The sequence below is a fragment of the Bacillota bacterium genome, from assembly GCA_013178045.1.
GTDB lineage: Bacteria > Bacillota > Ch66 > Ch66 > Ch66 > Ch66.
The window spans coordinates 61,357-86,536 of record JABLXP010000003.1 but is presented as its reverse complement, the minus strand read 5'-3'; the positions used below and the strand labels follow the sequence as shown (position 1 = coordinate 86,536).

General features: G+C 49.7%; 21 protein-coding genes. 16 read left to right on the top strand and 5 right to left on the bottom strand.

What is annotated here, in order from left to right:
• Positions 1-35 precede the first annotated feature (35 nt).
• The 5 genes from HPY81_03260 to HPY81_03240 all read left to right on the top strand — a co-directional run bounded on the left by HPY81_03260 (position 36) and on the right by HPY81_03240 (position 7,076).
• On the top strand, positions 36-932 hold the full coding sequence (locus HPY81_03260; protein ID NPV26477.1) for a 3-hydroxybutyryl-CoA dehydrogenase: 897 nt from the start codon (positions 36-38) through the stop codon (positions 930-932).
• 83 nt (positions 933-1,015) lie between these two features.
• Entirely contained in the window at positions 1,016-1,810 is a 795-nt protein-coding gene (locus HPY81_03255) for an enoyl-CoA hydratase/isomerase family protein (protein NPV26476.1), read from the top strand.
• A 42-nt stretch (positions 1,811-1,852) separates the two neighbouring features.
• Positions 1,853-3,673, top strand: coding sequence for an acyl-CoA dehydrogenase (locus HPY81_03250; protein NPV26475.1), 1,821 nt, complete (start codon positions 1,853-1,855; stop codon positions 3,671-3,673).
• A gap of 201 nt (positions 3,674-3,874) precedes the next feature.
• Complete coding sequence (locus HPY81_03245) at positions 3,875-5,860, top strand: FAD-dependent oxidoreductase (GenBank protein ID NPV26474.1); 1,986 nt, start codon at positions 3,875-3,877, stop codon at positions 5,858-5,860.
• 40 nt (positions 5,861-5,900) lie between these two features.
• A complete protein-coding gene (locus HPY81_03240) occupies positions 5,901-7,076 on the top strand; it encodes a thiolase family protein (GenBank protein ID NPV26473.1) in 1,176 nt (391 codons plus the stop codon).
• A gap of 255 nt (positions 7,077-7,331) precedes the next feature.
• On the opposite strand, the gene HPY81_03235 is transcribed toward HPY81_03240, so the two are convergent.
• A complete protein-coding gene (locus HPY81_03235; GenBank protein ID NPV26472.1) occupies positions 7,332-7,820 on the bottom strand; it encodes a hypothetical protein in 489 nt (162 codons plus the stop codon).
• A 206-nt stretch (positions 7,821-8,026) separates the two neighbouring features.
• Here HPY81_03235 and HPY81_03230 point away from each other — a divergent pair, with 206 nt between their 5' ends.
• Entirely contained in the window at positions 8,027-8,359 is a 333-nt protein-coding gene (locus HPY81_03230; GenBank protein NPV26471.1) for a hypothetical protein, read from the top strand.
• On the top strand, positions 8,343-8,531 hold the full coding sequence (locus HPY81_03225) for a hypothetical protein (GenBank protein NPV26470.1): 189 nt from the start codon (positions 8,343-8,345) through the stop codon (positions 8,529-8,531). Before HPY81_03230 ends, HPY81_03225 begins: the two co-directional genes overlap by 17 nt.
• A 159-nt stretch (positions 8,532-8,690) precedes the next feature.
• On the opposite strand, the gene HPY81_03220 is transcribed toward HPY81_03225, so the two are convergent.
• Positions 8,691-9,968, bottom strand: a complete 1,278-nt coding sequence (locus HPY81_03220; protein NPV26469.1) for an SLC13/DASS family transporter — start codon at positions 9,966-9,968, stop codon at positions 8,691-8,693.
• 478 nt (positions 9,969-10,446) lie between these two features.
• Here HPY81_03220 and HPY81_03215 point away from each other — a divergent pair, with 478 nt between their 5' ends.
• The 3 genes from HPY81_03215 (at position 10,447) to pssA (ending at position 14,630) form a co-directional block, all read left to right on the top strand.
• Positions 10,447-10,920 (top strand): PaaI family thioesterase, encoded by a 474-nt coding sequence (locus HPY81_03215; protein NPV26468.1) that lies wholly within the window; start codon positions 10,447-10,449, stop codon positions 10,918-10,920.
• A 172-nt stretch (positions 10,921-11,092) separates the two neighbouring features.
• Positions 11,093-13,996: a DEAD/DEAH box helicase family protein gene (locus tag HPY81_03210; protein NPV26467.1), complete on the top strand. Its 2,904-nt coding sequence runs from the start codon at positions 11,093-11,095 to the stop codon at positions 13,994-13,996.
• 103 nt (positions 13,997-14,099) lie between these two features.
• The gene (pssA, locus tag HPY81_03205) at positions 14,100-14,630 is read left to right on the top strand and encodes a CDP-diacylglycerol--serine O-phosphatidyltransferase (GenBank protein NPV26466.1); all 531 of its coding nucleotides are present in this window, start codon (positions 14,100-14,102) and stop codon (positions 14,628-14,630) included.
• Between the two features lie 463 nt (positions 14,631-15,093).
• Here pssA and HPY81_03200 read toward each other — a convergent pair whose 3' ends face one another.
• The 3 genes from HPY81_03200 to HPY81_03190 form a co-directional block, all read right to left on the bottom strand.
• Complete coding sequence (locus HPY81_03200) at positions 15,094-15,585, bottom strand: TrkA family potassium uptake protein (GenBank protein ID NPV26465.1); 492 nt, start codon at positions 15,583-15,585, stop codon at positions 15,094-15,096.
• The gene (locus HPY81_03195; GenBank protein NPV26464.1) at positions 15,518-15,937 is read right to left on the bottom strand and encodes a hypothetical protein; all 420 of its coding nucleotides are present in this window, start codon (positions 15,935-15,937) and stop codon (positions 15,518-15,520) included. Before HPY81_03195 ends, HPY81_03200 begins: the two co-directional genes overlap by 68 nt.
• Positions 15,938-16,035: 98 nt before the next feature.
• The gene (locus HPY81_03190; GenBank protein ID NPV26463.1) at positions 16,036-16,404 is read right to left on the bottom strand and encodes a TIGR04086 family membrane protein; all 369 of its coding nucleotides are present in this window, start codon (positions 16,402-16,404) and stop codon (positions 16,036-16,038) included.
• A gap of 238 nt (positions 16,405-16,642) precedes the next feature.
• Between HPY81_03190 and HPY81_03185 the strand changes: the two genes are divergently transcribed.
• The 6 genes from HPY81_03185 to HPY81_03160 all read left to right on the top strand — a co-directional run bounded on the left by HPY81_03185 (position 16,643) and on the right by HPY81_03160 (position 24,986).
• Complete coding sequence (locus tag HPY81_03185; protein NPV26462.1) at positions 16,643-19,369, top strand: aminotransferase class III-fold pyridoxal phosphate-dependent enzyme; 2,727 nt, start codon at positions 16,643-16,645, stop codon at positions 19,367-19,369.
• An 88-nt stretch (positions 19,370-19,457) separates the two neighbouring features.
• On the top strand, positions 19,458-20,183 hold the full coding sequence (locus HPY81_03180) for a ZIP family metal transporter (protein ID NPV26461.1): 726 nt from the start codon (positions 19,458-19,460) through the stop codon (positions 20,181-20,183).
• Positions 20,184-20,566: 383 nt separating this feature from the next.
• Positions 20,567-21,007 (top strand): DMT family transporter, encoded by a 441-nt coding sequence (locus tag HPY81_03175; GenBank protein ID NPV26460.1) that lies wholly within the window; start codon positions 20,567-20,569, stop codon positions 21,005-21,007.
• A 1,014-nt stretch (positions 21,008-22,021) separates the two neighbouring features.
• Positions 22,022-22,786, top strand: coding sequence for an RNA polymerase sigma-I factor (sigI, locus tag HPY81_03170; protein ID NPV26459.1), 765 nt, complete (start codon positions 22,022-22,024; stop codon positions 22,784-22,786).
• Positions 22,749-23,720 (top strand): anti-sigma factor domain-containing protein, encoded by a 972-nt coding sequence (locus HPY81_03165; GenBank protein ID NPV26458.1) that lies wholly within the window; start codon positions 22,749-22,751, stop codon positions 23,718-23,720. The genes sigI and HPY81_03165 overlap by 38 nt, the downstream gene beginning before the upstream one ends.
• A 21-nt stretch (positions 23,721-23,741) precedes the next feature.
• Positions 23,742-24,986 (top strand): S-layer homology domain-containing protein, encoded by a 1,245-nt coding sequence (locus HPY81_03160; protein NPV26457.1) that lies wholly within the window; start codon positions 23,742-23,744, stop codon positions 24,984-24,986.
• Positions 24,987-25,180 lie beyond the last annotated feature (194 nt).

The following is a 25,180-nucleotide window of genomic DNA, read 5'->3' as shown; positions in this document are numbered from 1 at the left end:
AATGAGTTCGAAATTTAACCAAGGAGGTTATCAACATGAATATTAATGATATTAAAAAGATAATGGTCGTGGGAGCCGGCTTTATGGGTTCCGGTATTGCTCAGGTGACAGCGGCAGCCGGCTACGCTGTTGTTATGCAGGATATTAAAGAGGAGTTTGTCCAAAAAGGCATGGCGACGATCGAGAAGAACCTGAAAAACAATGTCGCCAAAGGGAAACTGAGCGAAGAAGAAATGAAAGCTATTTTGGGGCGGATTACTCCGACCACGGAACTGGCTCCAGCCAAAGACTGTGACTTGATCATCGAGGCGATCATCGAGAATAAGCAAGTCAAAATGGACTTGTTTAAAAAGCTGGATGAAATGTGCCCGCCTCATGTTATCTTCGCCAGTAACACATCTTCCATCCCCATTACCGAACTGGCGACCGCGACCAAGCGCCCGGATAAGTTTGTCGGGATGCATTTCTTCAGCCCGGTGCCAGTTATGAAACTGGTCGAGATCATAAAGGGCCTGAAGACCTCGGAAGAAACTTCTTTGGTGATCAAGGAATTAACTGAGAAGATCGGTAAGGTCGGCGTGTATGTTAAGGATGGTCCGGGCTTCCTGGTCAACCGTGTCAATGCTGCGCTGCGCAATGAAGTCTACAAGTGCCTGGCTGAAGGTGTGGCCACAATAGAAGATATCGATAAGGCTTTGAAGTATGGTCTTGGCCACCCGATGGGGCCATTCGAACTTGGCGACTTTGTGGGCCTGGACATTGGTCTGGCTGTTGCCGAAACCTTGTGGGAGAATTTCAAGGATCCCAAGTGGGCACCATCGCTCATCCTGAAGAAGCTGGTTGCTTCCGGTGATCTCGGCCGTAAGACAGGGAAAGGTTGGTACGACTACACCAGCGGTGAGAAGAAACCGCGAACAGATTTGAATATTTAGTTGTCTGACGGATCTCTGGCTGGCTCAAAGCCAGCCAGAGGGCTTCCGCCTAAATTTAAAAGTTAAGGGAGGAGGCTGTTTTCATGTCTTACCGGGATAAGAAGTACAATACCATGTTGGTCACAGTTGAAGACGATATTGCCATCATCCAGTTCAATCGACCGGAGGCACTCAATGCGGTCAATGAAGAGATGAGTTATGAGCGCTTAGAAATATTTGCTGGTGTCGCCCAGGACCCGGAAGTCAAGGTCGTAATCATCACGGGTGGTGAAAAGGTTTACTGCGCAGGAGGGGACCTGGTGTCATTTTCCAAGTTTGGGGTGGTTGAAGCCCGGGCATTTGCTGACCGGGTTGTGGCTAATCAGAAGCTCCTGGCAGATATGCCGAAGCCGACCATTGCCGCTGTTGCGGGATATGCCTTTGGCGGCGGGATGGAAAACGTCTTGATGTGCGACCTGCGGATCGCGGCTGACAACGCTAAGTTTGCTCTACCGGAAATAAATGTGGGAATCTTCCCTGGGGGCGGGGGGACCCAGCGGCTGGTCCAAAATATCTCGATTTGCAAGGCAAAGGAAATGATCTTCTTCGGCGAACCGATTGATGCTCAGACGGCTCTGGCCTTAGGGATTATCAACAAGGTTGTCCCGCTCGCCGAATTAATGGATACGGCTAAAGCATGGGCTAAGAAACTGGCTAAAAAGCCACCTATCGCCTTAAGGATGGCGAAAATGGCAATCAACGCTGCCTGGAGTTGTGACATTGACACCGGTTTGAAACTGGAGTCTGATGCCTGGGCTATGGTCTATGGCACTGAAGATCAAAAGGAAGGTATGCGGGCTTTTATCGAAAAACGGAAACCGAACTTTAAAGGCCGATAGTCGTCAATGGACAGACCGAAGAGATAAAAAGGAGGGGACAACATGGCTGATTATTTAGTTGATAACCGGGACAATAAGTTTATCTGTAAGGAATGGCTCAACCTGGAACCGGTTTTTGCTGCGGAAAAATATAGTGGATGGTCGGTTGACGACCTGGAAATGATCATTGACCAAATTCATAAGGTAGCCAAGGAAGTGGTTGGACCGACAAATAAAGACGGAGATACTATCCATGCCCAGTTCAAGGATGGCAAGGTAACGGTTCCTCCATCATTCCATAAAGCTTACTGGTTTGTGCAGGAGAACGGTTGGGGCTCGAGCAACGAGTACGAAGAGGCGGAAGGCACTCTACCGCTCACCTTACACTGCGTCTGTCACGAGATGTTCTATGGGGCTAACCCGGCATTTTATCCATACGTTGGTCTGACCACCGGGGCCGCAAAACTGATCCAGAGCTTTGGGGCGGAAAAAGATAAGGAAATGTTCTGTGAGAAAATGTTCACTGGCAAATGGTCGGGAACGATGTGTCTAACCGAACCGGGTGGCGGTTCTGACCTGGGCGATCAGACAACCAAGGCATTTCCGACTGATAATCCGCGGATCTACAAGATCAAAGGGACTAAGTGCTTCATTACCGCCGGTGACCATGACATAACGGAGAATATTGTACATATGGTGATTGCCCGGGTTGACGGAGCGGCACCCGGGACCAAAGGGCTGTCCCTCTTCATTGTTCCCAAGATCTGGGTAAACGAAGACGGCAGCTTGGGTGAATGGAATGATGTTACTACCGTCGGGATCGAGCACAAGATGGGCTTAAAAGGCTCGGCCACGTGTGTCCTGAGCTTCGGGGAGAATGATAACTGTCGTGGCATCCTGCTCGGTAACCCGCCGAATGAAGAAGGCGCCGGCGAAGGGATCGCCCAGATGTTCCAGATGATGAACGGAGCGCGTTTGAGAACGGGTATTGCGGCCTTGGGTGTAACGGCTTCTGCCTATGCTTATGCGGTACAATACGCGAAAGAACGTATCCAGGGTCGGCCGTTTACCAATCCCAAGCTGGGCCGGGTGCCAATTATTAAACACGAAGACATCCGGCGGATGCTGTTGAATGCGAAGGCCTTAATTGAAGGCGAGAGAGCTTTGGTGTACAAGACAGCCTTCCTGCTGGATATGTCCGAAGTAGCGCCAACCAAAGAAGAGCGGGCAGCGGCTTTGCGCCGGTTAGAGGTCAACACCCCGCTGATCAAGGCGTTCTGTTCTGATATGGCCTGGCCAATTGTGGCTGATATGATTCAAGTCCACGGTGGCTATGGATTTTCTGAGGAATACCCCGTAGCCCAGTGTGCACGCGATGTGAAGATCTACTCGATCTGGGAAGGCACCAACTTCATTCAATCCCTGGACCTGATCGGCCGGAAATTTAACCTGGATAAAGGTCGAGTCTTTGAAGAATGGATGGTTGAGATTAAAGACGGGATTGAAAAGTGTGCGGCAGTACCGGAGTTTGCCAACGAAGTTGCTATTCTCAACGAAGCCTGGGAAAAGGTGAAGAAGATCCGCGAATGGTATGCTACCCAGGCCCAGGGTGGCAACCGGGCGCTGATGCCATTGTATTCGACGCGGACGCTGCACAGCTGCGCTCAACTGGTCTGCGGGCAACTGCTCTTAGACCAGGCGGTAGTGGCGTTGAAACGGGCGAAAGAGATCGGCGAAGGCCACTTTGATTATCCGTTCTACAAAGGGAAAGTAGATACCGCCCGTTACTTTGTGCATAACATCGTACCGAACATCATGACTACTTATAATATCATTATGGATGGCGACACTTCAGCGATTGATATTCCTGAAGAAGCATTTTAATCAATAACATTAACTATAAATATACTTAATTGTGCTTGTCGACGTAACGCAAGTCTACGGCGACAACCACTTATCTCCTCCTAAATACCTTTGGGGTACCAGAGGGATAGGTACCCCAAAGGGCAATTCTTAACGAATTAATCTTTTTTTACAAGTCTTCTTTTAAGTTAATTATTACGCTGTAGATAGGTGGTGCCAGTCATGCGACACCTGTTTGAGGAAGTGCAGATCGGTTCACTGACAGTCAAAAACCGGTTAATCATGCCAGCATTGAATCTGCGCTATTGTCCTGATGGTGAAATCAGCGAACGGATTATCCGCTTTTATGAACGGCGGGCCGCTGGCGGTGTCGGATTGATTGTCGTGGGTGGTTGTCTGATCGAGGAGCCTGGCTATGGAGATATGGTTTGCCTTGGCCACGATCGGTACATCTCAGGTTTGAAACGGCTAACCGATGTGCTGCACGTTTATGGGACCAAGGTGGCGGCTCAATTGTTTCATGCCGGTCGTTACGCCTCGTCGAAGGTCACTAAACGCCAGGCGGTTGCACCGTCGCCGATCCCATCCCGGCTCACTGGCGAGGTGCCGCGGGCGCTAACCTTTGACGAAATTCAAGAAGTAATTAGGTTATTTGGGCAGGCTGCCCGACGAGCGAAGGAAGCCGGCTTTGATGCTGTGGAGGTAATCGGTAGCGCTGGATACCTGGTATCCCAGTTTTTTTCACCATTGACCAATAATAGAGAAGATGCATACGGAGGATCGCTTAAAAATCGAATGCGTTTTGGCCTGGAAATTGTCCAGCAGATAAAAAAAGAAGCTGGCGCTGACTATCCTGTCCTTTTTCGTATTTCCGGTCATGAATTTATGCCGGGTGGAAATACCAACACGGAAGCTGCTGAGTTCTGTATCGCCTTAGAAAGAACCGGGGTTGACGCATTTGATGTCACCGGCGGCTGGCATGAATCTCCCGTACCACAGATCACTATGCAGGTTCCTCGGGGAGCCATGGTGTATCTGGCGCGTGGCATTAAGGAAGCCGTCCACGTACCGGTAGTAGCCTGCAACCGGATCACAGACCCTGTTCTGGCGGAGGAAATCATTAAGAGTGAAGCTGCTGACCTGATCGGGCTCGGTCGTGTCCTGGTCGCCGATCCCGACTGGCCGCGAAAGGCCCAGTTGGGCCGCAGACAGGAAATTCGGCCCTGTGTCGGTTGTAACCAGGGTTGTTTAGATGAGATATTTAGACAACGACCGGTACGCTGTCTGGTCAACGCTGAAGCTGGCCGGGAAGCATTTCAGCGGGTCGAGCCAGCGGCTAAAGTCAAGCGGGTGATGATCGTCGGCGGTGGGCCGGCTGGGTTAGAAGCAGCCCGGGTTGCGGCGGAGCGTGGTCACGCGGTGACGCTGTGGGAACAAGACAATGTTCTGGGGGGGCAACTGAATCTAGCCGGTCGGGCTCCGGGGCGAGAGGAATGGGAAACCCTACGTCGTTACTTGATTGAGGCCATTCAGTCATGCGGTGTAAGCATCCATCTAGGGAAAAGGGCTACCGTGGAAGATATTTGCGCGGCTGCACCAGACGTGTTGATTATCGCCACGGGTGCTGAACCCTCTGTACCGAATATTCCCGGCGTTGAGCGAGCGGTCCAAGCGTGGGATATCTTACGGGGGACGGTTACGGCCGGCCGGCGTGTCGCGGTGATCGGAGCGGGTGCTGTTGGATGTGAAACAGCCCTGTTTTTAGCCCGACAGGGAACGCTTACGCCAGAAGCATTGGCCTTTTTCGTGCGCCACCGGGGAGAAAACTGGGATAATCTGGAGAAGCAGCTGAATATAGGGACGAAAGAGATTACCTTGATTGAGGCAGCACCGAAGGCGGGAGCATCGATTGGACTGTCAACCCGCTGGGTAATTTTAAATGAGCTGGCGATCGCCGGGGTAGTCATTTTGACGAATACGCGAGTACTTGAAATCACCCCTGAAGGAGTAATTACGCTGAGGGAAGGCAGCCGCCGATTGGTTAACGCCGATACGGTTGTCTTGGCGACCGGCGCTCGTCCACAGATAAGTTTAGCGCAGGCGGTCGCAGAGAAAGTTCCAGAGGTATTTGTGGTTGGCGATGCCGTCTGCCCGAGAAACATCCTGGAGGCTATTCACGAAGGATATCGTGTGGCTTGTCAAATTTAAGTTGGATTATTTTATATAAAAATGAGGGGAGGATTTTTTTATGCGAGAAGTTTATATTATTGATGGTGTGCGGACACCGATTGCCAAAGCGGGGAAAATGTCCTGGTTTGCTAACGTCCGGGTTGACGACCTGGGAGCTGCTTGCTTGAAGGCCCTGGTGCAACGGAACGGGATTGACCCGGCGGTTGTTGAAGATGTGGTCTGGGCGACCTGCTCGAACGCGGTAAAAGAACAGGGTTCTAACCTGGGTCGGATAACTGTGTTTATGGCTGGTTTCCCTTATTCAGTCGCTGGCTGTACGGTTGACCGTTTCTGCGCTTCAGGTATTCAGTCCATTCAGTTTGCTATATCCACGATGATGGTCGGCTGGGCTGACTGTGTAATCGCGGGAGGGGCCCAGCACATGACCCGGGTGCCAATGGGCTTTATGGCCGACCGGCACCCTGACCTGGGAAAATATATTGATATCAACGCGGTCAGTATGGGCTATACCGCGGAAATTGTTGCCCGGGAGTGGGGAATTTCGCGGGAGGCCCAGGATGAGTTTGCCATGTGGAGTCATCAGAAGGCCTGGAAGGCTACCCAGGAGGGTAAATTCAAGCGGGAAATCGTTCCCATTGAAGCGGACGTTCCGCAAAAAGATGAGACAACCAAGCGGATGGTCGTCGACCGTGACCAGGGTATCCGGCCTGAAACTACGATGGAATCTCTAGCCAAACTGGAGCCTGTCTTCATGAAAGATGAAAAGGCGACCGTCACAGCCGGTAACTCCAGCCAGATTAACGACGCGGCCGCAGCGGTCCTGATCATGACGAAAGAGAAGGCCCAGGAGTTAGGCCTCAAACCTCGTCTGAAGATGCTATCCTACGCAGTGGTCGGTTTAGACCCCCGGATCATGGGGGTGGGGCCGATTTATGCCATTCCGAAGGCCCTGGCCCGGGCTGGCCTGCGAAAAGAAGATATTGATGTCTGGGAAGTCAACGAAGCGTTCGCTTCGCAGTGTGTGGCGGTTCAACGCGAACTCGACCTGCCTAAAGACCGCCTGAACATGTGGGGAAGCGGTATCTCTCTGGGGCACCCGCTGGCCTGTACGGGAGCTAGAATGACAACTACCCTGATGAATATTATGGATGATGTTGATGCGAAATACGGTGTTGTCTCCATGTGCGTTGGTCACGGCCAGGGGGTAGCCGCGGTTTTCGAACGGATTAAATAAGACAAAAACAGCTGGTAACTGATTTGTTTCTAACGATTTGGGTGGCCGTTAAGGCAGATTAAAAGATTAGAGGCTGGCGCTGTCCGCGTGGAGGGCCCAGCCTCTGTTTGTATTGAGGCATTGGTGTAAATCAGGCTTTTTAGGCTTCAGGGAATTAAGTTTAAACTTTTCCTGTGTCTACATCAATCGGTTATCTTGTTGTGCGAAATATGTGGGAGATAATTAATATTTGCTTCGTGATAAGTCTGCCCGGCGTCAGGACACGTGTTTCATAATAATTGAATAGAAGTGTTCAGCATCTTGCCGGGAAAAGGGACCGATTTGGACCGGTGGGTCATCATCATGCTTGAGAAATACGCTTAGACTCCGGCACCCGGTAACCAACTCAACTAGCGAAGTAGTTAACTCAATTTTATCCACTTGAGCTAAACTCAATTCGCGAGTGTCGGCTGGCTTTTTGCCGAGGATGATGATCCTTTTATTAGTTAAAACAAACGTCCCGCGCGACTCCAACCAGAAGATAATTGCTGCGGTTGGAAAAGAGACCAGAAAAATCATGCTGGCTATTTTCATCAATACGGTCGTGCGCTCATTGAGCATGATGCTGGGCATAGTCTGTGGCCAAACATTCGTAAAATAGATTGCCCCAACCATAGCGGCTAGAGCAATGGCGATCCCAAACCAGTAATAACTTCTGGCTTTTTCTTGTTGGTGGATGATGAGTTCATTTTTTTTTAGTTCCAACCTTCAGTCAACTCCTTTAGGCAAGAAATTTGCTACCATAAATAATTATTTGCTTAGATTTGTCAAATCCCTTCAAGATAAAACATATTCTATCCTGCGTATTTGCTAAATTAATTAGAAAATTAAAGAATATTTACAAGAAAAAATTTTAACAATAAACAGTAAACGAAATTCATGACTGGACTGTGATGACTGCAGGTGGAATTATGATAAACTCAGGCTTATCTCTTTTTTTATTTATTCTCTTTGGGGTTATGGTAGTTTTAGGGACGTGCGTCCTCAACCGCCGGGATTTCCATGGGAAGCTGGTTAAAACGGCAATCCAAAAGATAGAACAAAGCGAAAGAGTGTTGAATAAAACCAATGGCCGGGTTGTTAGCAGCAACCATCCCCTGATTGGCACAAATGAAAGAGAGGTATCTCTGGTAATCACGGAAAAATTTCTCGGCATTATTGAGTCCGCTGATGGTTATATTACCAAAATCCCACTGGAACAGACAAGAGCCAGGGTGATCACCGCTGATGTCTCTCCCGTTTGATGTATTTCTGAATGGAACGCTGGCTTTAGTAGCCCCCGCACGGCTTCTTGTTTTGGAAATAAATGATCCACTTAGCCAGGAATGTTATACTTGTGTTTTTAAAGACGTGATCGAAAAAGAGATGTTTGCCAATCAGGTCAATAAACAGCATTACTTGCTTTTAACGACCTGATAAGGAATAAAAAATCCCCACCGTGGTCTTGGTCTACCATGTGGTGGGGTTAGTATTTTTACAATATGGGTTAGATGCAGAAACTGTTTTCAGCACGTTCAGGCCGAAACATGGGTTGGTTAGTTAGAAATGCCAATTGAATAAATTGAAAGCGAAAGGCTAACGCAATGGTAAGAACAATGGTACGACAACGATAACTACGAGATAAGCCAGGATGTTAAATAATCCGCCGACTTTTACATAGTCCATAAAACGATACCCACCGATCAGGGTTAGCGTGACCGGTGTGGTGGCAATCGGGGTGGCGTAGGACAGATTAGCCCCCAAAATGATGCCAATAACTACTGTTACGGGGTCAAGGCCCAACCCTTTTGCCATAAAAATACCGATCGGGGTGAGCATGGCTGTCACCGCGGTGTTGGACATGATGTTGGTCAGGACAGTGGCTACCCCAACGATGAGGGCAAAGACCATCCAGGGAGAAGCATCTTGACCTAACAATCTTATGGCGGTATCAGCAATCAGCTTACCCGCGCCGCTCTTGTCCAGGCCATCGGCAAAACCCAAAGCGCCACCGAGAACGGCAACAGCTACCCAGTCCATGGTCTGGTAAGCCTTTTTTTCGGCAATGCACCCGGTGATTACGCAAATCAGCGCGCCAACCAGGGCAATAGTGCCTACCGTCCAGATCTGGGCCACAAAAGCGATAATGCACCCCACTAAAGTTAAAGACGAGATCCACATCTTAACGGGATTTGGTGGAGCTTCTTCTGTGGCAGCAGAGGCGGCGATGGCCACTTCTTGCTTTTCCGGGAAATCAAAGACTTTTTTCTGCAGGGCGTAGCCAATTGTGAAAAAGTAAACCGCACAGGCTAAGACTACCGGCACACCGCCGTAAGCCAGTTCAAAAAATCCCATCGGCCGGCAGCCGGTTTTTGTTAGTATTCCCTGGGCGATCAATTGAGGAGTGGAGCCAACCAGGGTACACATCCCGCCGGCCACGGCGGCAATTCCCAGGGCCATGTAAGTGTTCTTTTTCGTGATCAGGCCGCCTGAGCTGACGGCTACTGTGGCTATTACCGGCATGAACATGGCCACGGTGGCCGTGTTGCTCATGAATGCTGAAATGGCGGCGGCAACTAAAATAACGGTGACAAGGAATATTTTTTCGTTTGTGCCAACCAGACGAACAATGGTTGTTCCGATTAGTTTGGCTACCCCAGTTTCAAACAAAGCGTTACCTATGACCACCATACCGATGACCAACATAACAGTATCACTACCGAAACCAGCGAAGGCGTCCTTAAACGGAATGACTTTAAATATAGCCATGGCTAAACACGCTGCTACGGAAGTAACGGCCAATGGAATGATCTCGGTGGCATATAAGATGATTACTACTGCCATAATGATTAACGCGATAGTAGAAGAAGCCATGAATGTCCCCCCTTCACAATATCAATTGTTATTAAGCACATGGTTTTATCTACTTTTCCACCTTTTAGTTGAAAAAATTAGTAAGTCATAATCTATGTAAAACCGATAACATATCCAAAATTCATATTTGCTCACCTCCTTAGAGAGTATTGTATTTTGGTTGGAAAAAGAAAAACCAGTATTAGAGAGCATAGCTCTCATCTACTGGTTTATGGCAGCCAGTGTATGACACTTTCTGCTAGAATCCACCAAAAATTTTAAATGTTTTATTTTAAATTTTTATTTAAAATATTTCGCCGTTACCAGAAATATTCCTTCTTTTGCCAAATAAAATTTTGAAAATTTTACATAATAATTTTTATAATTTTTCGTGTCTTGCCGGCTATTCCCAGAACCTTACTTGCGGTTCTGGAACCGGTATTATAAAATGTTTTTTGATCGGACACATTTAATAGATATAGTGAGGAGACAGCAGGGAATGGCGAAAATTAGAACTTTAGAAAAAAAGGTTCCGGTCGAAATAGCTAATTTAGGGATCAGTCCTGAACTCTTTGCCAATATCGTGCAGAATAATGCCGAATCGGTTTTGTATCAATTATTGGGGCTTAACTTACGGGAAGTTGGTTTAGGTGTTGCCAGGCTGGACTTAAAAGTTCAGCAACAGCATATTAATTTTTGGCAGATTATTCACGGTGGGGTGATCAGTGTTCTGGTTGATGCGGCTATGGGGGCTGCAGTGCGTTCATTCGGGATCCAGGGTGTTACCATTGATTTGATTACTCACTATCTGGCCCCAGCCAGACCAGGTGATCAAGTGATGGCGGAAGGCCGGGTCGTATTCAAAGGGGGCAAGGTCCTTATTGCCGAGGCTGATGTTTGGCAAAATGAAGAGAAACTGATCGCCAAAGCCAGAGCGACCTTTTTCAATAAAGGGCCTCTACTGAGAACATGAACAGGAAAATAAACTTGACGTACACTGTTCTGTGCGCTCTACGGGGCGCTTTTATATTTTGTTTAGTCGACTTTTCTTGTGTTGGAAGAGTACCTTGCCTCTGGGCTTTTCAGGTATAATAAATATATATTTTTTATTATAGTTTTGGTAGTTACTCCTGAGGGGGGATAAAATGCTGGGTGGGAAACTTTTTTGCTGCTTGGACCTGGAAACTACGGGTGTATTTCCTCAATATGATGAGATTATCGAGATAGGGGCGGTCCGGCTGGAAGAAGGTCGGCTGACTGAGCGGTTTTCCACCCTGGTTAAACCGAGTCGACAGATCCCTGCACATATTACCCGCCTGACTGGTATCACTAACCTTCTGGTTGCTGATGCTCCCAGCTTCGCTGAGGTTATCCCTGACTTATTGGATTTCATTGGTGAGGCAGTGATTATTGGCCACCAGGTTTCTTTCGACCTGAGTTTCTTGACAAAGCATTTGGGATATCCCCTGCCAAACCCTACTATTGATACCCTTGAACTGGCCCGCTTAGTGTGGCCAGCTTTACGAAACTATAAGCTGCAGACACTGGCGGGACACCTGGGGCTGTGCATTGCGGCTTCACACCGGGCTCTGGTAGATGCCGAAATGGCTGGCGAGGTGTTTCTGGCCGGGATGAGAGCCCTGCAGGCATGGGAATACGGTTTGCTGCAGAAAATTACTCGCCTGGGCCAGGATTGCCCCTGGACGCTGAGCCGTTTGTTGGTCGAACTGGAGGCTGAACGTCGACGAAATTTCATGGTCGGGCGGTGGCAGCACAAGCAGGTTTTTTTATCCGTCCGGTCAGAGGAAGTGGGACTGTTTGAGCGGCGGGAAGCACGGGCCCGGGTGGAGGCAGACCCGGCTGAACCACTTGACCCTGACCAACTGGCCAAACTCCTGGAACCAAATGGTCTGTTGAGTCAACGCCCGAATTATGAATTCAGGCCGGAACAGGTGCGCATGCTGCGGCAGATTGTCGCTGCCTTTAATGAAGAAAAGTTTTTGGTCATTGAAGCTGGGACAGGAACTGGCAAATCGCTGGCTTACCTGCTGCCGGCGATTTACCAGGCGACGTTAGCGCGAACAAAGGTTGTGGTTTCGACCCACACGATTACCTTACAGGAACAGCTCTGGGCCAAAGATTTGCCGTTTCTGCAATCTGTTCTTCCTATAAAATTCAGCGCGGCGATGGTCAAAGGCCGGAGCAATTACGTTTGCCTCCGGCGTTGGTTTGAATTGGAAGAAAACCTGTTGGGTAGTTCACCTGAGGAAAGGAAAAACGTTCTCCGGTTGATGAGTTGGTTGGCCCAGACCAGGACAGGTGATCGTGCTGAATTATTGCTCAGTCAGGACGAACTTGATACCTGGCAGCTGATCGCGGCCGAAAAAGATGCCTGTCTGGGTAGCAAGTGCCCTTGGTTTAAACACTACTGCTTCGTGATGCGTGCCCGCCGGCAGGCGGATCAAGCAGATATTCTGGTCGTCAACCATTCGTTGCTGCTGACAGACCTCAAAGCTGACAGTCAGGTTCTGCCAGCATATGAATACCTGATTGTTGATGAGGCCCACCACCTGGAAGAGGCAGCCACGGAAAACCTGGGGGTGAGCGTCGGTTTTAGTGAACTCATAAATTTCTGTAGCAGTCTGAGCCGCAGCGAGCGTGTGGGCAACCCCGGCTGGCTCCACAATGTGCGCCAACGGCTTAGTCGTCTGCCAGTTACTTTGGACCGTAGTGATCGGGCGACACTGGATAAATTGATTGACCGGGCCATCACGGTTGTTAGTTCGGTACGGACAGCTGCTCAGGAATTCTTTAACCTGCTCGCCGGGATAGCGCGCGAGCGGCTGGAGCATGATGAAATGAGCAATTACCTGACCTGGCGGATCCGGCCGACGGAGCGAAAGACTGATTGGTATCAGGCGTGGCTGGGCATGCTTAACAATCTTGATTTTCAGATCGCTTCCCTGGTTGACGCTCTGCGGCAGTTGCGTCGGTTCCTGGAGGGGTTGCCCGGGGCTGGCGATTCATTGGTTGGCGAGATCTGGGATATTCAGGGACAGTTGACCTTCCTGGACGAGTACCGCCAGAGTCTTGTCTCCATTGTCACCGGCGAAGACTGCGGAGTTGTTAACTGGGTAGAACTAGAAGAAAAAGAGGATTGGACGAACTGCTGGCTGCGATCGGCACCGATCGAGGTGGGTGATTTACTTAACCAGTATCTTTTTTGCCGTTTGAAATCAGCGGTATTTACCTCAGCCACCTTGACGGTTGACAAGAAGTTTGACCACTTTTTAGATAATCTCGGTTTGACGCTGTTACCGTCGGAGCGGCTGATTACTGGTCAAATCGAGTCGCCATTTCATTACGATCAACAAGTCTTGCTCTGTATACCCCGGGATTTACCCAACCCAGCTGAAGTGGATGACGAGGAATTTGCTGAGGCAGTGGTGCCCTTTTTGAGTGAACTGCTTACCCTGACAGAGGGACGAACGATTGTTTTGTTTACTTCACACCGGATGTTAAGAAATGTCTACAGTCAGCTCAAGCCCATCCTGGAGGCGCGGAACATTATCTTATTAGGGCACAATATCGATGGCAACCAATCAAGACTGGTCGAAGAACTTCGCCAAGTGCCGCGCACGGTGGTGTTTGGGGCGAGCAGTCTCTGGGAGGGAGTAGACATTCAAGGAGAGAACCTGAGTTGTGTGGTGATTGTCAAACTTCCGTTCTGGCCGCCTTCGATCCCACGGGTCGAAGCCCGCTTAGAGGTTCTGGCGGAGAAGGCCAGGAATGGCTTTCTTCATTTTACCGTGCCACAGGCAGTGATCAGGTTAAAACAGGGTTTTGGTCGATTAATTCGCTCGGCTAAAGACCGGGGTACGGTGGTCATCCTGGACAAGCGCTTGATTGAGAAGAGGTATGGGCGGATCTTCCTTAATTCGCTGCCGATCCAGACGCATATTCGCGGAGAAAGCGCATTTATCCTGCGCAAAGTCAAAGATTGGTTTGCCCCTGACGAGCTTGCTGATTATACACAATTAAAAAAATAGACATTTGAAAGAAATTACTTTATTGTATCCTGGAAAAATGATAGAATATTATCAACAAGTCTCAGAGCAAGGTAAAATAAGCGTTTAGGCAGGAATCAATTGGATTGGAGGGCAGGCGATGAGGACGAAAGTTATCCCCAATGCGTTTACCCTGACAAACTTGCTCCTTGGATTTATTTCTCTAATCTACACCATGAATTCACAGTACCACCTGGCAGCGATTATGATTCTCGTGTCAATGATCTTGGACGGTATGGACGGCAAGATCGCGCGTCGACTCGACGTCAGTTCACCCTTTGGTAAAGAGTTAGATTCCCTGGCAGACTTAGTCTCCTTTGGCGTAGCCCCGGCAATTCTGGCTTACGCGGCGGCCCTGCAGCAGGATTTAGGGGTGGTCGGCCTGATGATCGCGATCCTGTTTGCTCTGTGTGGGGCGGTTCGTTTGGCTCGTTTCAATGTCCTGAACATTACTACCCATTTTGTCGGTGTGCCAATTACTTTCGCCGGTAGTTTAATGGCGGCAGTCATTTTGATGAGTCAGCGACTACCGTGGCTACCGTTTTGGTTCGTGGCGGTGGTCATGATCTCGATGGCCGGTCTAATGGTCAGTAAAATCAAGGTCCCGAAGTATTAAAGAGGGTGTTTTAATTTAAAATACAGAGAATATTGGGGGCACTCCATTGGGGGTGCTTAAATTTTTTATGTAGTCTAAGGCTGTCCAAGCCGGCATATACTATAGATAAGGGATCGCATCAGCGAAGTCGATCTGGAGGAATAACGGATGCGGTTTGCTTAAATATGTTATTCAAGCGTTCACCTTTTGGAAGTTTCACTAATATATTATTAGAAGAGGTAATCAAAAAGGGGTGAGAAGCTTGCGGGTCTACTTTATCCGTCTGCCGGGGTTTATAAAAAATTTTTTGTCCAGGTTTATCAAATAGGTAGAAAGGCAGGATTGTTAAAGCTGTGTTTTTCAGAGGTGGGTGTCCACATGGCCGCAGGGCGATTTTGTGTGAGACATCCACCTCAGTTTGTTATGCGCCGATGCGCCGTATACTTTGTTGTTTATCAATGGAATTTTATGCTTATTTAGAGGACTAAGTCACAGCACGACGGTTTCCTGCCAGTTCTTCCAGGCGGGGCAGAGAACTGCGTTGGCCGAGGACGATCATTTGGTCGCCGGCCTGCAAGACTTCATCAGCCCCCGGGTTGATGATCACGTCGTCTCCTCTAATTATTGCCACGACTGTGATTCCCGCTTCTGTTCGAATTTGCGTTTGGCGAAGACTTTGTCCCACCAGTGGAGATGTTGGTGCCAGGACGATCTCTTCCAGCTCGATGTCCATGTGCCTGTTTTGCATGAGGGTTTCCACAAACTTAACACTAGCCGGTTTGAGCATGGCGCTAGCCATCCGATATCCGCCGTACAAGGCAGGGGAAATGACTTTATCGGCTCCGGCCCGTTGCAGTTTTTGCTGTGACTCCAAACGCTCGACGCGCGCAACGACTGTGAGCCGGGGATTAAGCCCCTTGCTGGTCGACGAATGATTCTCCTTCCCGGCGCAATGCGTCGACCACGTGGCGGCCAACTCGCCCGGCTCCGCACACAATGATGTGGTTGTTCAGTCGGGAAATCTCGTTGCTCATGTTCCGTCTCCCTATAAAGGATGCTAGTTGACCCTCCAGGATTATACTGACGAATATCCCTGAAGTATAAGCGATCAAGGTAACACCGGTTATTAAGAGAAAAATGATAAAAATCATTCCTCTCGGGGTATGTACGACAACATCCCCAAAACCGGTAGTGGTAAGGGTGACCACGGTCAAGTAGACTGCCTGGAGAAAAGTAAGGTCCTCCAGAATCATCAGACCCACGATCCCGATCAAGACAATGGAGAGGACGGAAAATAGCCCCAGGATTAACTTGCGCAGCGGGCTCAAAGAGGTCACTCCTCAACTGGAGTTTGTCGACAAATAAAAGCACCTGAGAAGATTTTAACATTCATCTCGTTCAGGTGCAAACTTTTTACCTGCTTTGGTTAGTTCCTTGTGGCGACTCCGAGCATTCCTCCTGCTGCGCCAACCAAAAGAACTGGCAACAGTTTAAACAGACAGCCCAACCAGGTAAAGTGGCCAGGTAGAAAAACGATGGTGATGATCAGGGATAAGACGATAAAGAGAAAGGCAACCTTGGTCCCATTGAGCAATCCGTGTGAGCCGGCCTGGCGTGCAGCCCACCATCCGCCCATAAAAACACTAAAGAGCAAGATGGCTAAAGCGAGGCCGGGTAAAGTTGATTCGGAAAGCGAGGTAAAATGGAGGGTGAGAGCACTGATTAGACTTAGGACAATTGCCAGCATGATTCCTTTCATGAATCCGTTTATGACCGGGCTAAATATACGGAGCAAATCAGACACCTCCCAATATCACTTCAATACAGGTTTATGCAGCAATGAGCCAAATATGTCAGTTAAATTCATATGGGACCAAAAATCTCCAATGGGCCATTTTTTATTTATGGAAAATTATCCCTGGAATATTCCTTCCTGAATGTTATATAATCATAACATCAGAATTTGTGCACAAGTATGTGCACAAATGTACACATGACCGGATTAGTTACACGACATCAAGGAGGGAAAACAATTGGACGGTTCACGCGACATATTAAATCCAACCCTATTTAAAATCCTGCAGTCGTTTAAATTGGACAAAGAATACGTCCGCGGTCAGGGACACTACCTCTACGACCGTGAGGGGAGGTCGTATCTGGATTTTATCGCTCAGTATGGGGCTGTGCCGTTTGGATATAATCACCCGGAGATTTGGGCGGCGGTTCAGGAGTTTGCCGAAGCTCAGGGTCCCAGCCTGGTGCAGCCGTCAGTACCACCGTGGGCGGTAAAGCTGGCGAATATGCTGGCGACTGTTGCCCCAGGTGAATTAACCTATTGTACCTTGAGCCAGAGCGGCGCCGAAGCGGTAGAAGCAGCGATTAAATTGGCGCGTTCCGCTACCAGGCGCCCCGTGATCCTTTCAACATACAAAAGCTTTCACGGTAAAACCCTGGGGGCCCTATCAGCCACTGGCCGAGAGGTTTACCAAAAACCGTTTTATGCTCCTGCCCCTGGATTTGCCTACATACCGTATAATGACCTGCAAGCCCTGGAAGACACCTTAAAAAAGCGCCAGGAGGAAATCGCCGCTTTCATCATCGAACCAGTCCAAGGTGAAGGCGGCGTAGTGGTGCCAGCACCAGGATACCTGAAAGGTGCGGAGGAGATCTGTCACCGTCACGGCGTCTTGCTGATCCTTGACGAAATCCAGACTGGCCTGGGCCGGACAGGGTATCTTTTTGCCGCAGAAAAGGAAAAGGTCCAGCCTGATATTATGCTCCTTTCTAAAGCCCTGGGAGGCGGCCTGGTGCCGATCGGGGCCTGTCTCAGCACGCCGGCGGTCTGGAATGAAGAGTTTGGCTCTAAACACAGTTCAACATTTGCCAACAACAACTTTACCTGTGCTGTCGCCATCAGGGCCCTGGAAATGCTCCTGCGTAATAATCGACAGCTTGTCTGTCAGGTGGCTCTGCGGGGTGAATACCTGAAACAAAAACTGGGCGAACTGCAGAAGCGGTGGCCAGGAGTAATCAAAGAGGTCCGGGGTGAAGGGCTCCTGGTTGGGTTAGAGTTTTATAAAATTGATGGTTCGCGTTCTTATGACCTGAGTTTTATGTGCGACCAGGGTGGGTTTTCTGCCCTGTTGGCCGGGATGCTGCTGAATGTTTTCGGGATCAGGTGTGCTCCTTTCCTGAACAATCCTATGACCGTGAGATTGGAGCCAGCCCTGACGATTGAGTATGCTGAGATTGACCGGGTGGTCGAGGCGTTGGACGAAATCTGTGCGATTCTGGAACACGGCGATTACGCCTGGTTATATCGATATGTCCTTGGGGATAAGCGCCGACCAGAGAACCTTAAAGATTATCGGCATCTTACCCGTCCGATTGTTGCTTCCCAGGTTGAATCGACAGAAGTCCCGACAGGGAAGTTCGCATTTCTAATTCATTACCCGGGTACGGAAGACCTGGTGAAGAACACGCCCGCTTTCCAGCAGTTTACGGAACATGAACTGGAAGCGCTAATGGCTTGGGAAGCCGAATACCCAAAACCGGGCGTAGTCTGTCATATGCCCGCGCTCCGCTCTAATACTGGAAAACTGGTGGAGGGGTGGTTAATCGGTGTGCCATATGGGGCCCACCAGATGATGAACCGTCCGCGGGAAGAAGTTGTGGAAGTGATCAAAGAAGCGGTTGATCTGGGACGAAAGCTAGGCGCAGAGGTAGTTGGTCTGGGAGCCTATACCTCGGTGGTAACCCGGGGTGGACTGGATGTATTAAATCGGGGCGTGGCGATTACTTCCGGGAACAGCTTCACCATTGTTACTGCTGTAGAGGCTGCCCTGCTGGGGGCGAGAAAACTGGAAATTGATTTAGCCAATGCTGAAGCCGCAGTTGTTGGAGCAACCGGTTCCATTGGTCAGGTGGCGGCCTTGCTTCTGGCAGAAAAGGTGGCCAGGTTGAATCTTATTGGTAATCAGAATAAGCGGGTCAGCAGTACGCGTCGGTTGGAAAGGTTGGCTGAACAGATCATTAGACACTGCTGGAATAAGGCGCTGCTTTCAGGGCAGGAGGAGTTGATTGGACTGCCGAAATGGTTGTTCCTCACATTAAACAGGTTAAAATCCCGTTCGGATGAAATGTCCACAGCCCTGGCGGATGAGGTTGTGAAAGCCATGGCGGCGCAAGAGAGGACCGAGGACGGTACCCTATTAAAACTGTGGACCCGGGTCGCCCGGGTGTTGGGGGATAATTTGCCGCTGGTCGTTACGGTGGACCTGGAAGTGGGCCTCAGCAATGCTGATATCGTTATTACGGCAACTAATGCCACTCAAACTCTAATCAACCCCCCTTATTTAAAATCAGGTGCGGTGGTCTGTGATGTTGCCCGGCCCCCTGATGTTTCCAAACAGGTGAGCCAGGAACGAGATGACGTCTTGATCCTGGAGGGAGGTTTAGTCGAACTCCCTGAGCCCGTAGCCTTCGGCCAGAATCTGGGTTACCGGAATGGCTTAACCTTGGCCTGCCTTTCCGAGACCATCATGTTGTGTATGGAAGGAGAAAAACGAGACTTTAGCGTTGGTCACCGCATTCCGTTAGAACACGTGGAATACCTACGGGTCTTGGCCAATAAACACGGTTTTCGGGTTGCTGAGCTGCGGACCCAATTGGGTGAGGTCACAGAGGCTGATTTTGCCCGCGTTAGAGAAAAGTCGAAGCAGCGGAGGATGAATGAACACTTGAGGAGTAACAAGATATAGAAGAGTAACAAGATATAGCCGTAATATTCCAGCGCTATCCCCAATACATTTAAATATGGGCTTTTCCAATGATAAGGGGATGGCGCTGATGTTTGAGATTCTAAGTTACGGAGTTCTCGCCGGGTTGGCGACCACGCTGGGGGCCTTAATTGTCGTTCTGTTTGGGCGCCCAGGCGACCGGACAATCGCGGCATTTCTCGGTCTGGCGGCCGGGGTGATGCTGGCGGTAGTTGGCTTTGATCTGTTGCCCTCGGCTTTTTTTAATGGGGGTTGGTGTGAAACCCTGCTTGGATTTGGGTGTGGGGTAATGCTGATCTGGTGTCTGGATCAGGTGATTACTTTGACTATGGCAACGGTCACGCCCAGTCGGGTATCCATGATTAAGATCGGGTACCTAATTGCCATCGGTATCGCCATCCACGATCTGCCGGAAGGGATCGCGATAGCTGTTGGTTATGCTGCCACCGAACGCCTGGGGCTGGCGATCGCTGTGGGGATTGGGTTGCATAATGTCCCTGAAGGGATGGCTACGGCTGCTCCGCTGTGGATGGGGGGCTTATCTGCACCGCGCATTTTGGCAATTACTTTGTTACTAAGCCTGATGACACCAATTGGTACTACCATCGGTATGGGGCTAGCCAGTTTCGTGCCGGAGTTCCTTGCTTTTCTGTTGGCACTAGCAGCGGGGGCGATGTCGTATTTGGTCAAAGTCGAGTTATGGCCCGAGGCCAGGCAGCGGCATTTCCCACTGGCTGTACTGGGATTTACCATTGGCGTGGTTTTAATCTTTTTGCTGACCATTTATTATTATTAAGATATTATTAAGATATATTAAGATAATAGCTTTTTACCAGCGGTTGCCCTATTAAAATTTACCAGATATGTCAGATGTATCAATTATGTTTCACAGATTTGTCGAAATGTATCAATTATGAAACATAGAGTTCTATCATTTCCCAAACATGGTATAAAAAACCTAGTAGATCCAAGAAAAAACAGCTATTCGCAAGTTGGCATGATTTTTGCTTATTTAATATATTATTGCAGGATCCATATACTCCTTAAATACCTTTCCTTGTATACCCAACTTTAAATAAGTTGGGTACTTTTTTGTGGTGCATAATAATATTGCTCCTGGGTCAAGCTATCCTTGTGTCGGTGGATACCGGCGGGAAAGATAAAAGAGGAGTGGGCAAGTTGCCAAAGGCGTGGGTATACCTGCTCGTGGCCGGGGTGGCCGGGATGACGATGGCTGTCCAGGGCACGCTTAATTCTATTTTAGGTAAAGTAATCGGCCTCTTTGAATCGACTTTTGTGGTGCATTTACTGGGTACTCTGACGGTGGCGGTGTTGCTCTTGCTGCGCTTGGGGCAGGGAGGTTTGGTCAGGTGGAGTCAGGCTCCCTGGTATGTTTATTTTGGTGGATTATTGAGCGTGTTGATCATTTATGGAGTGTCGGTCAGTATCCCCAAGGTAGGGGTTGGCAACGCGACCACGATGATCGTGATCTGTCAGATCCTCACGGCGGTGGCCATTGACCATTTCGGCCTGTTTGGTGTGGAGCGGCTACCCTGCCGGTGGTGGGACTTGGTTGGCATCGCCCTGCTCGGGGTAGGCGCGAAAATTCTCCTGCGCTAGCTGGGCTGCTTTATAGTTATGGATCATTTGGCTTTAGACCTGAAATGGTCCACAATTAACAGAAGCAGTGGTATTCCTATCCCAAAGCTTTAGAAAGAATGGAATCAGAGTATTGATTGCCTCTAATAATTCGGATAAGTTGTCAGCGATGATTACAGATAATGTTAATGTAATTGCCCCTACTGGTAAGACAAGCGGCTTATATGAGCTTAAGTTCAGCCATTGGGTAATACTCAAAACACTGCAGTAATGAAACACCGCTATTTCCAGGAATATTCCCAGCATAATAATTCCAAAGAAAGATTGGTTCTAATCGCTATTGACTGAAATGAAATAGAAAATTAAAATTAGCTCAAGAATATTGCCAAAAATTTTTCCCAGGATCGTTTGTGCATACTGGATGACTGTTTGCTATGGAAATTTCAAGCCCAGGCTGGATATAAGCAAGGCTAATGGCAATCCCCCGATGATAAAGAAAGGGTCGACCAACCAAGCATCCTCTACCACATGCTGGCTGATAAAAAAAGAATATAGAGCATACCGGGGGCAACAATTGTCCAAACCATGAGAAAAGCTAATTGCGTGCCGGTGATTCTTTCGTCTTTGCTTATGGTTACTTTACCTCCAAGCACCCGTTAATATCAGCCACCTGCAAACAAGGTTTGAACAGGGCCTCTTATCCCTCAGTCAAGCCCCCAGGCGACCTGACATAACAAATCTTCTATATTTATTACTTGCTCACAACGGCTCGATAACTATTTACATTATTTGAAGCAAGTGAACAATATATAAATACAAAGCATGCTGAATATTGTCCATCTGGAAGGCCAGTTCGGTTATAACTGGCTTTTTATTTTTGAACAAGGATTATGCGGCCAGCAGGGCGAAAATATTAAGCCGATACCACTGGTCCGGAAATTCTGATCGTAATCTGCTCAGGCACCCCCACAAAAGCGTGGGGTTGACCGTATTAAATAACAAGGCCGGAAAAACGGCCACCCCGAGGTGTGCTTGATGGACTACGGAGTGGAAACCCTGCTGGCCCAGGCCATGGCTGGTGACAGCGGGGCCCGAGAAAACCTCATACGGGAGTGTCAGTCCTTTGTCCACAAGATTGCCTGCGCTTTAGCCAAGCGGAGCCTGGAATGGGGCCGGGATGATGAGTTAAGTATCGCCTTGATCGCGTTGAACGAAGCGATTGACGCCTACCGTCCCGAGAAGAGGGTGCCCTTCCTGGCGTTTGCCCGGATCGTGATCCAGAGCCGGCTCAGAGATTACTGGCGCAAGGAGAACCGGTTCTATCAGACGACCGTCTCACTGGTTGGAACGAGTGAGGAGAGTGGTCAGCCAGCTCAGGAAGTTCAACCCGCCTGGGATCATTACTGGGATCAAGTCATTGCGCTGGAACGGGCCGAGGAAATCCGCCGGTTTAACGAACTGTTGCAAGGTTTTGGGATCACTTTCGGCGATCTGGTGGAGGCTTCGCCCCAGCATAACGACACCCGCCGAACCTTATTCCAGGTGGCAGTGGGTTTGGTCCAAACTCCCCATTTGATGGAATACCTGCTGGCCAAGAAAAAACTGCCGGTCAAGGAACTGGCCGACCGGCTGGCCATCAGCCGGAAGACGGTCGAACGCGGCCGCAAGTACATCATCGCCTTGGCCCTGATCCTGCAGTTTCCCGAGGAGTTCGCCTATCTCAAGAGCTACATTCAGATCCCATTGGAAAGGAGGAGTCATGATGAAGCACCAGGTACGCGGTATAGTCATGGAAGTTGAGAAACGCCACTGTATCATCATGACTCAAGCGGGGGAATTTCGCCGGGTGCCCAGACCGTCTTCTCGGGTAGAGGTTGGTGAGGAAATCGTTGTTCAATTGCATACCTGGAGCGGCTGGCTGCGGCCACTGGCCCTGGTGGCTTCGCTATTGCTGGTGGTCATGGGCTGGTCTCTGTATCAGTGGTTACTACCAACAGCGGTGGCGTACGTCTCGCTCGACATCAATCCCAGCCTGGAACTGGGGGTAGACCAGAACAGTCGGGTTGTTGAGGCCAAAGGACTGAATGCGGATGGAAAAATTCTGCTAAGAGCGGCACCGGTGAAGGGGAAAGATATCTATGAGGCCGTGGCGGAACTGGTGGAGGCCGCGGTCCAGAACAATTACTTAAACCCACAACAAGAGAACCTGGTCTTCTCTGCCGTCGAAGTGGAGCCGGAGGCGCCCCCGACGGTGGTTGAGGAAAAGCAGGTCTATCAAGCCATTGCCAACTCAGTGGCTAAACTGAAGGTACCGGTGGCGGTGCAGGTAACGGTGGCGAAGCCGGAGGCGCGGCGCGAAGCGCAGAAGCTCGGGGTATCGATCGGCCGGTATCTCCTTTATTCGGACGCTGTCAAAGAGGAGACGGGGCAACAGATTAAGAACCTGACTAATAAAGAGCTAAAGAATTTGAAGCTTAAGGACTTAAGGGTGGAGCAATGGATTGAAAAACACCAGCCGCTGCCGAAAAAGCATGCAGACCAGCCGGTCGAACAGCTGCCAGGCCCTGGTTCACAGGAATACACTGAGCAGGGGAAAGACCGTGGCCAGCCGGAAAAACGTGACGAGTCGAAGTCGGAAGAACATGAGAGATTGAATGGTTCGGATCGAACAAAAAAATCAGATGGAAACAGTCACGAAAAAAGACGATTCAGGTCTGGTAATGAAGCAAAATAGGGAAAGGAGTGGCGCGAAGGTATGAAGAGAATGAATAAACTGTTTATCTATACTTTGGTGTTGACCCTGTGCTTTAGTTTGGTAGCTTCCAGCGCGATGGCTTCGGCATGGAAAGAGTGGTCACCAGGCAAAGCCAAGAAGATAGAGATAGAAACACGTGGCGTCCTGCGGGATATTCCGGGCCATTGGGCGGAAGAAGCAATGACGAAAATGAATATGAAGCGTGTGATCACCGGGTATGAGGATATGACTTTCCAGCCCAATAAGCCAATCACCCGCCTGGAAGCAGTCGTGATGTTAGTGCGTTTGCTGGGTTTGGAGGATGAGGCCAGGCAGTCGGCAACAACTCCCCTGGCATTTAAAAATGGCCAGGCCATACCCGAATGGGCGAAAGGATACGTCGCGGTCGCTGTTGAGAAAGGCATCATCGCCGGTGATGATTTGCGGGATTTTCGACCTTATGAACCTGCGAAACGCTATGAAATTGCAGTGATGGCTCTGCGCGCGCTGGATCTGGCGGGTCAGGCCGAGGTTCAGTCAGGGAGCACAGCGACTTTTTGTGACGAACAAGACGTACCGGTCTGGGCCAGAGGGTACATCGTCATGATCGCGAAGAAGAAAGTGATGATCGGCAATCCGGACGGTACCTTCCAGCCGCATAAGCCCATCACCCGGGCTGAGATGGCCACCTTGATGGTGCGGATGGAAAACCTGCTAAAGAATCAATTTGGTGCTCAGGAAGTGGAGGGAACCCTCACCGCGGTGACGGTGGCCCAAAATGGCAGTGGCACGATCACGGTGAAGAAGGTGGATGGCAGTTCCCAGACCATGACTGTTGCCTCCGAGGCCTTCATCTTTATTGACAAGAGAAAAGGGACACTGGAAAAATTACCGGTCGGCGGCGCAGTTGACGTTCTGACCAACGCCCAGGGAGTCGCGGTCTTTATTCGGGTGTATAAACCCGAGCCGGTGCCGGTGGAAGACACTGATTTAATCAGGGGTACCTTGAAGACCATCGTGACCATTAATAATTCGACCACCATGACCATCGTGGTGGGTGGAGCCGAGATTACCCTTGATGTTGCTCCCCAGGTACCGGTCAAATTAAACGGCAAGACAGCCACCCTGGCTGACCTGAAAGCCGGGCAGGGGGTTGAGGTCAGGGTTGAGAATAAGCTGGTTGTGGCCATTGAGGCGGAAAGCCAGGAAACTGAACTCGCTGGCGTTATTACCGCCATTGGTAGCAATAGCCTGACGTGGTCATGAAAATCGTGGCTGGTCCCGGCCCCAGCAGTGCGTGAAAATGAGGTTGAGGAAGTAGAATAGTGGAAAATCCCAACACTCCAAGGGTGTTGGGATTTTTTTGCCAGGTTGATTTACTTTGATTTATTTACCGGCAGCAGGATTCTTTTTCCGGTTAGCCGAATAAATAAAACTTATACTATGATTGACAAAAGAGG

Coding starts and splice junctions, on each gene's coding strand:
- HPY81_03260 (NPV26477.1), top strand. CDS start 36: ATGAATATTAATGATATTAAAAAGATAATGGTCGTGGGAGCCGGCTTT.
- HPY81_03255 (NPV26476.1), top strand. CDS start 1,016: ATGTCTTACCGGGATAAGAAGTACAATACCATGTTGGTCACAGTTGAA.
- HPY81_03250 (NPV26475.1), top strand. CDS start 1,853: ATGGCTGATTATTTAGTTGATAACCGGGACAATAAGTTTATCTGTAAG.
- HPY81_03245 (NPV26474.1), top strand. CDS start 3,875: ATGCGACACCTGTTTGAGGAAGTGCAGATCGGTTCACTGACAGTCAAA.
- HPY81_03240 (NPV26473.1), top strand. CDS start 5,901: ATGCGAGAAGTTTATATTATTGATGGTGTGCGGACACCGATTGCCAAA.
- HPY81_03230 (NPV26471.1), top strand. CDS start 8,027: ATGATAAACTCAGGCTTATCTCTTTTTTTATTTATTCTCTTTGGGGTT.
- HPY81_03225 (NPV26470.1), top strand. CDS start 8,343: ATGTCTCTCCCGTTTGATGTATTTCTGAATGGAACGCTGGCTTTAGTA.
- HPY81_03220 (NPV26469.1), bottom strand. CDS start 9,968: ATGGCTTCTTCTACTATCGCGTTAATCATTATGGCAGTAGTAATCATC.
- HPY81_03215 (NPV26468.1), top strand. CDS start 10,447: ATGGCGAAAATTAGAACTTTAGAAAAAAAGGTTCCGGTCGAAATAGCT.
- HPY81_03210 (NPV26467.1), top strand. CDS start 11,093: ATGCTGGGTGGGAAACTTTTTTGCTGCTTGGACCTGGAAACTACGGGT.
- HPY81_03180 (NPV26461.1), top strand. CDS start 19,458: ATGTTTGAGATTCTAAGTTACGGAGTTCTCGCCGGGTTGGCGACCACG.
- sigI (NPV26459.1), top strand. CDS start 22,022: ATGGACTACGGAGTGGAAACCCTGCTGGCCCAGGCCATGGCTGGTGAC.
- HPY81_03165 (NPV26458.1), top strand. CDS start 22,749: ATGAAGCACCAGGTACGCGGTATAGTCATGGAAGTTGAGAAACGCCAC.
- HPY81_03160 (NPV26457.1), top strand. CDS start 23,742: ATGAAGAGAATGAATAAACTGTTTATCTATACTTTGGTGTTGACCCTG.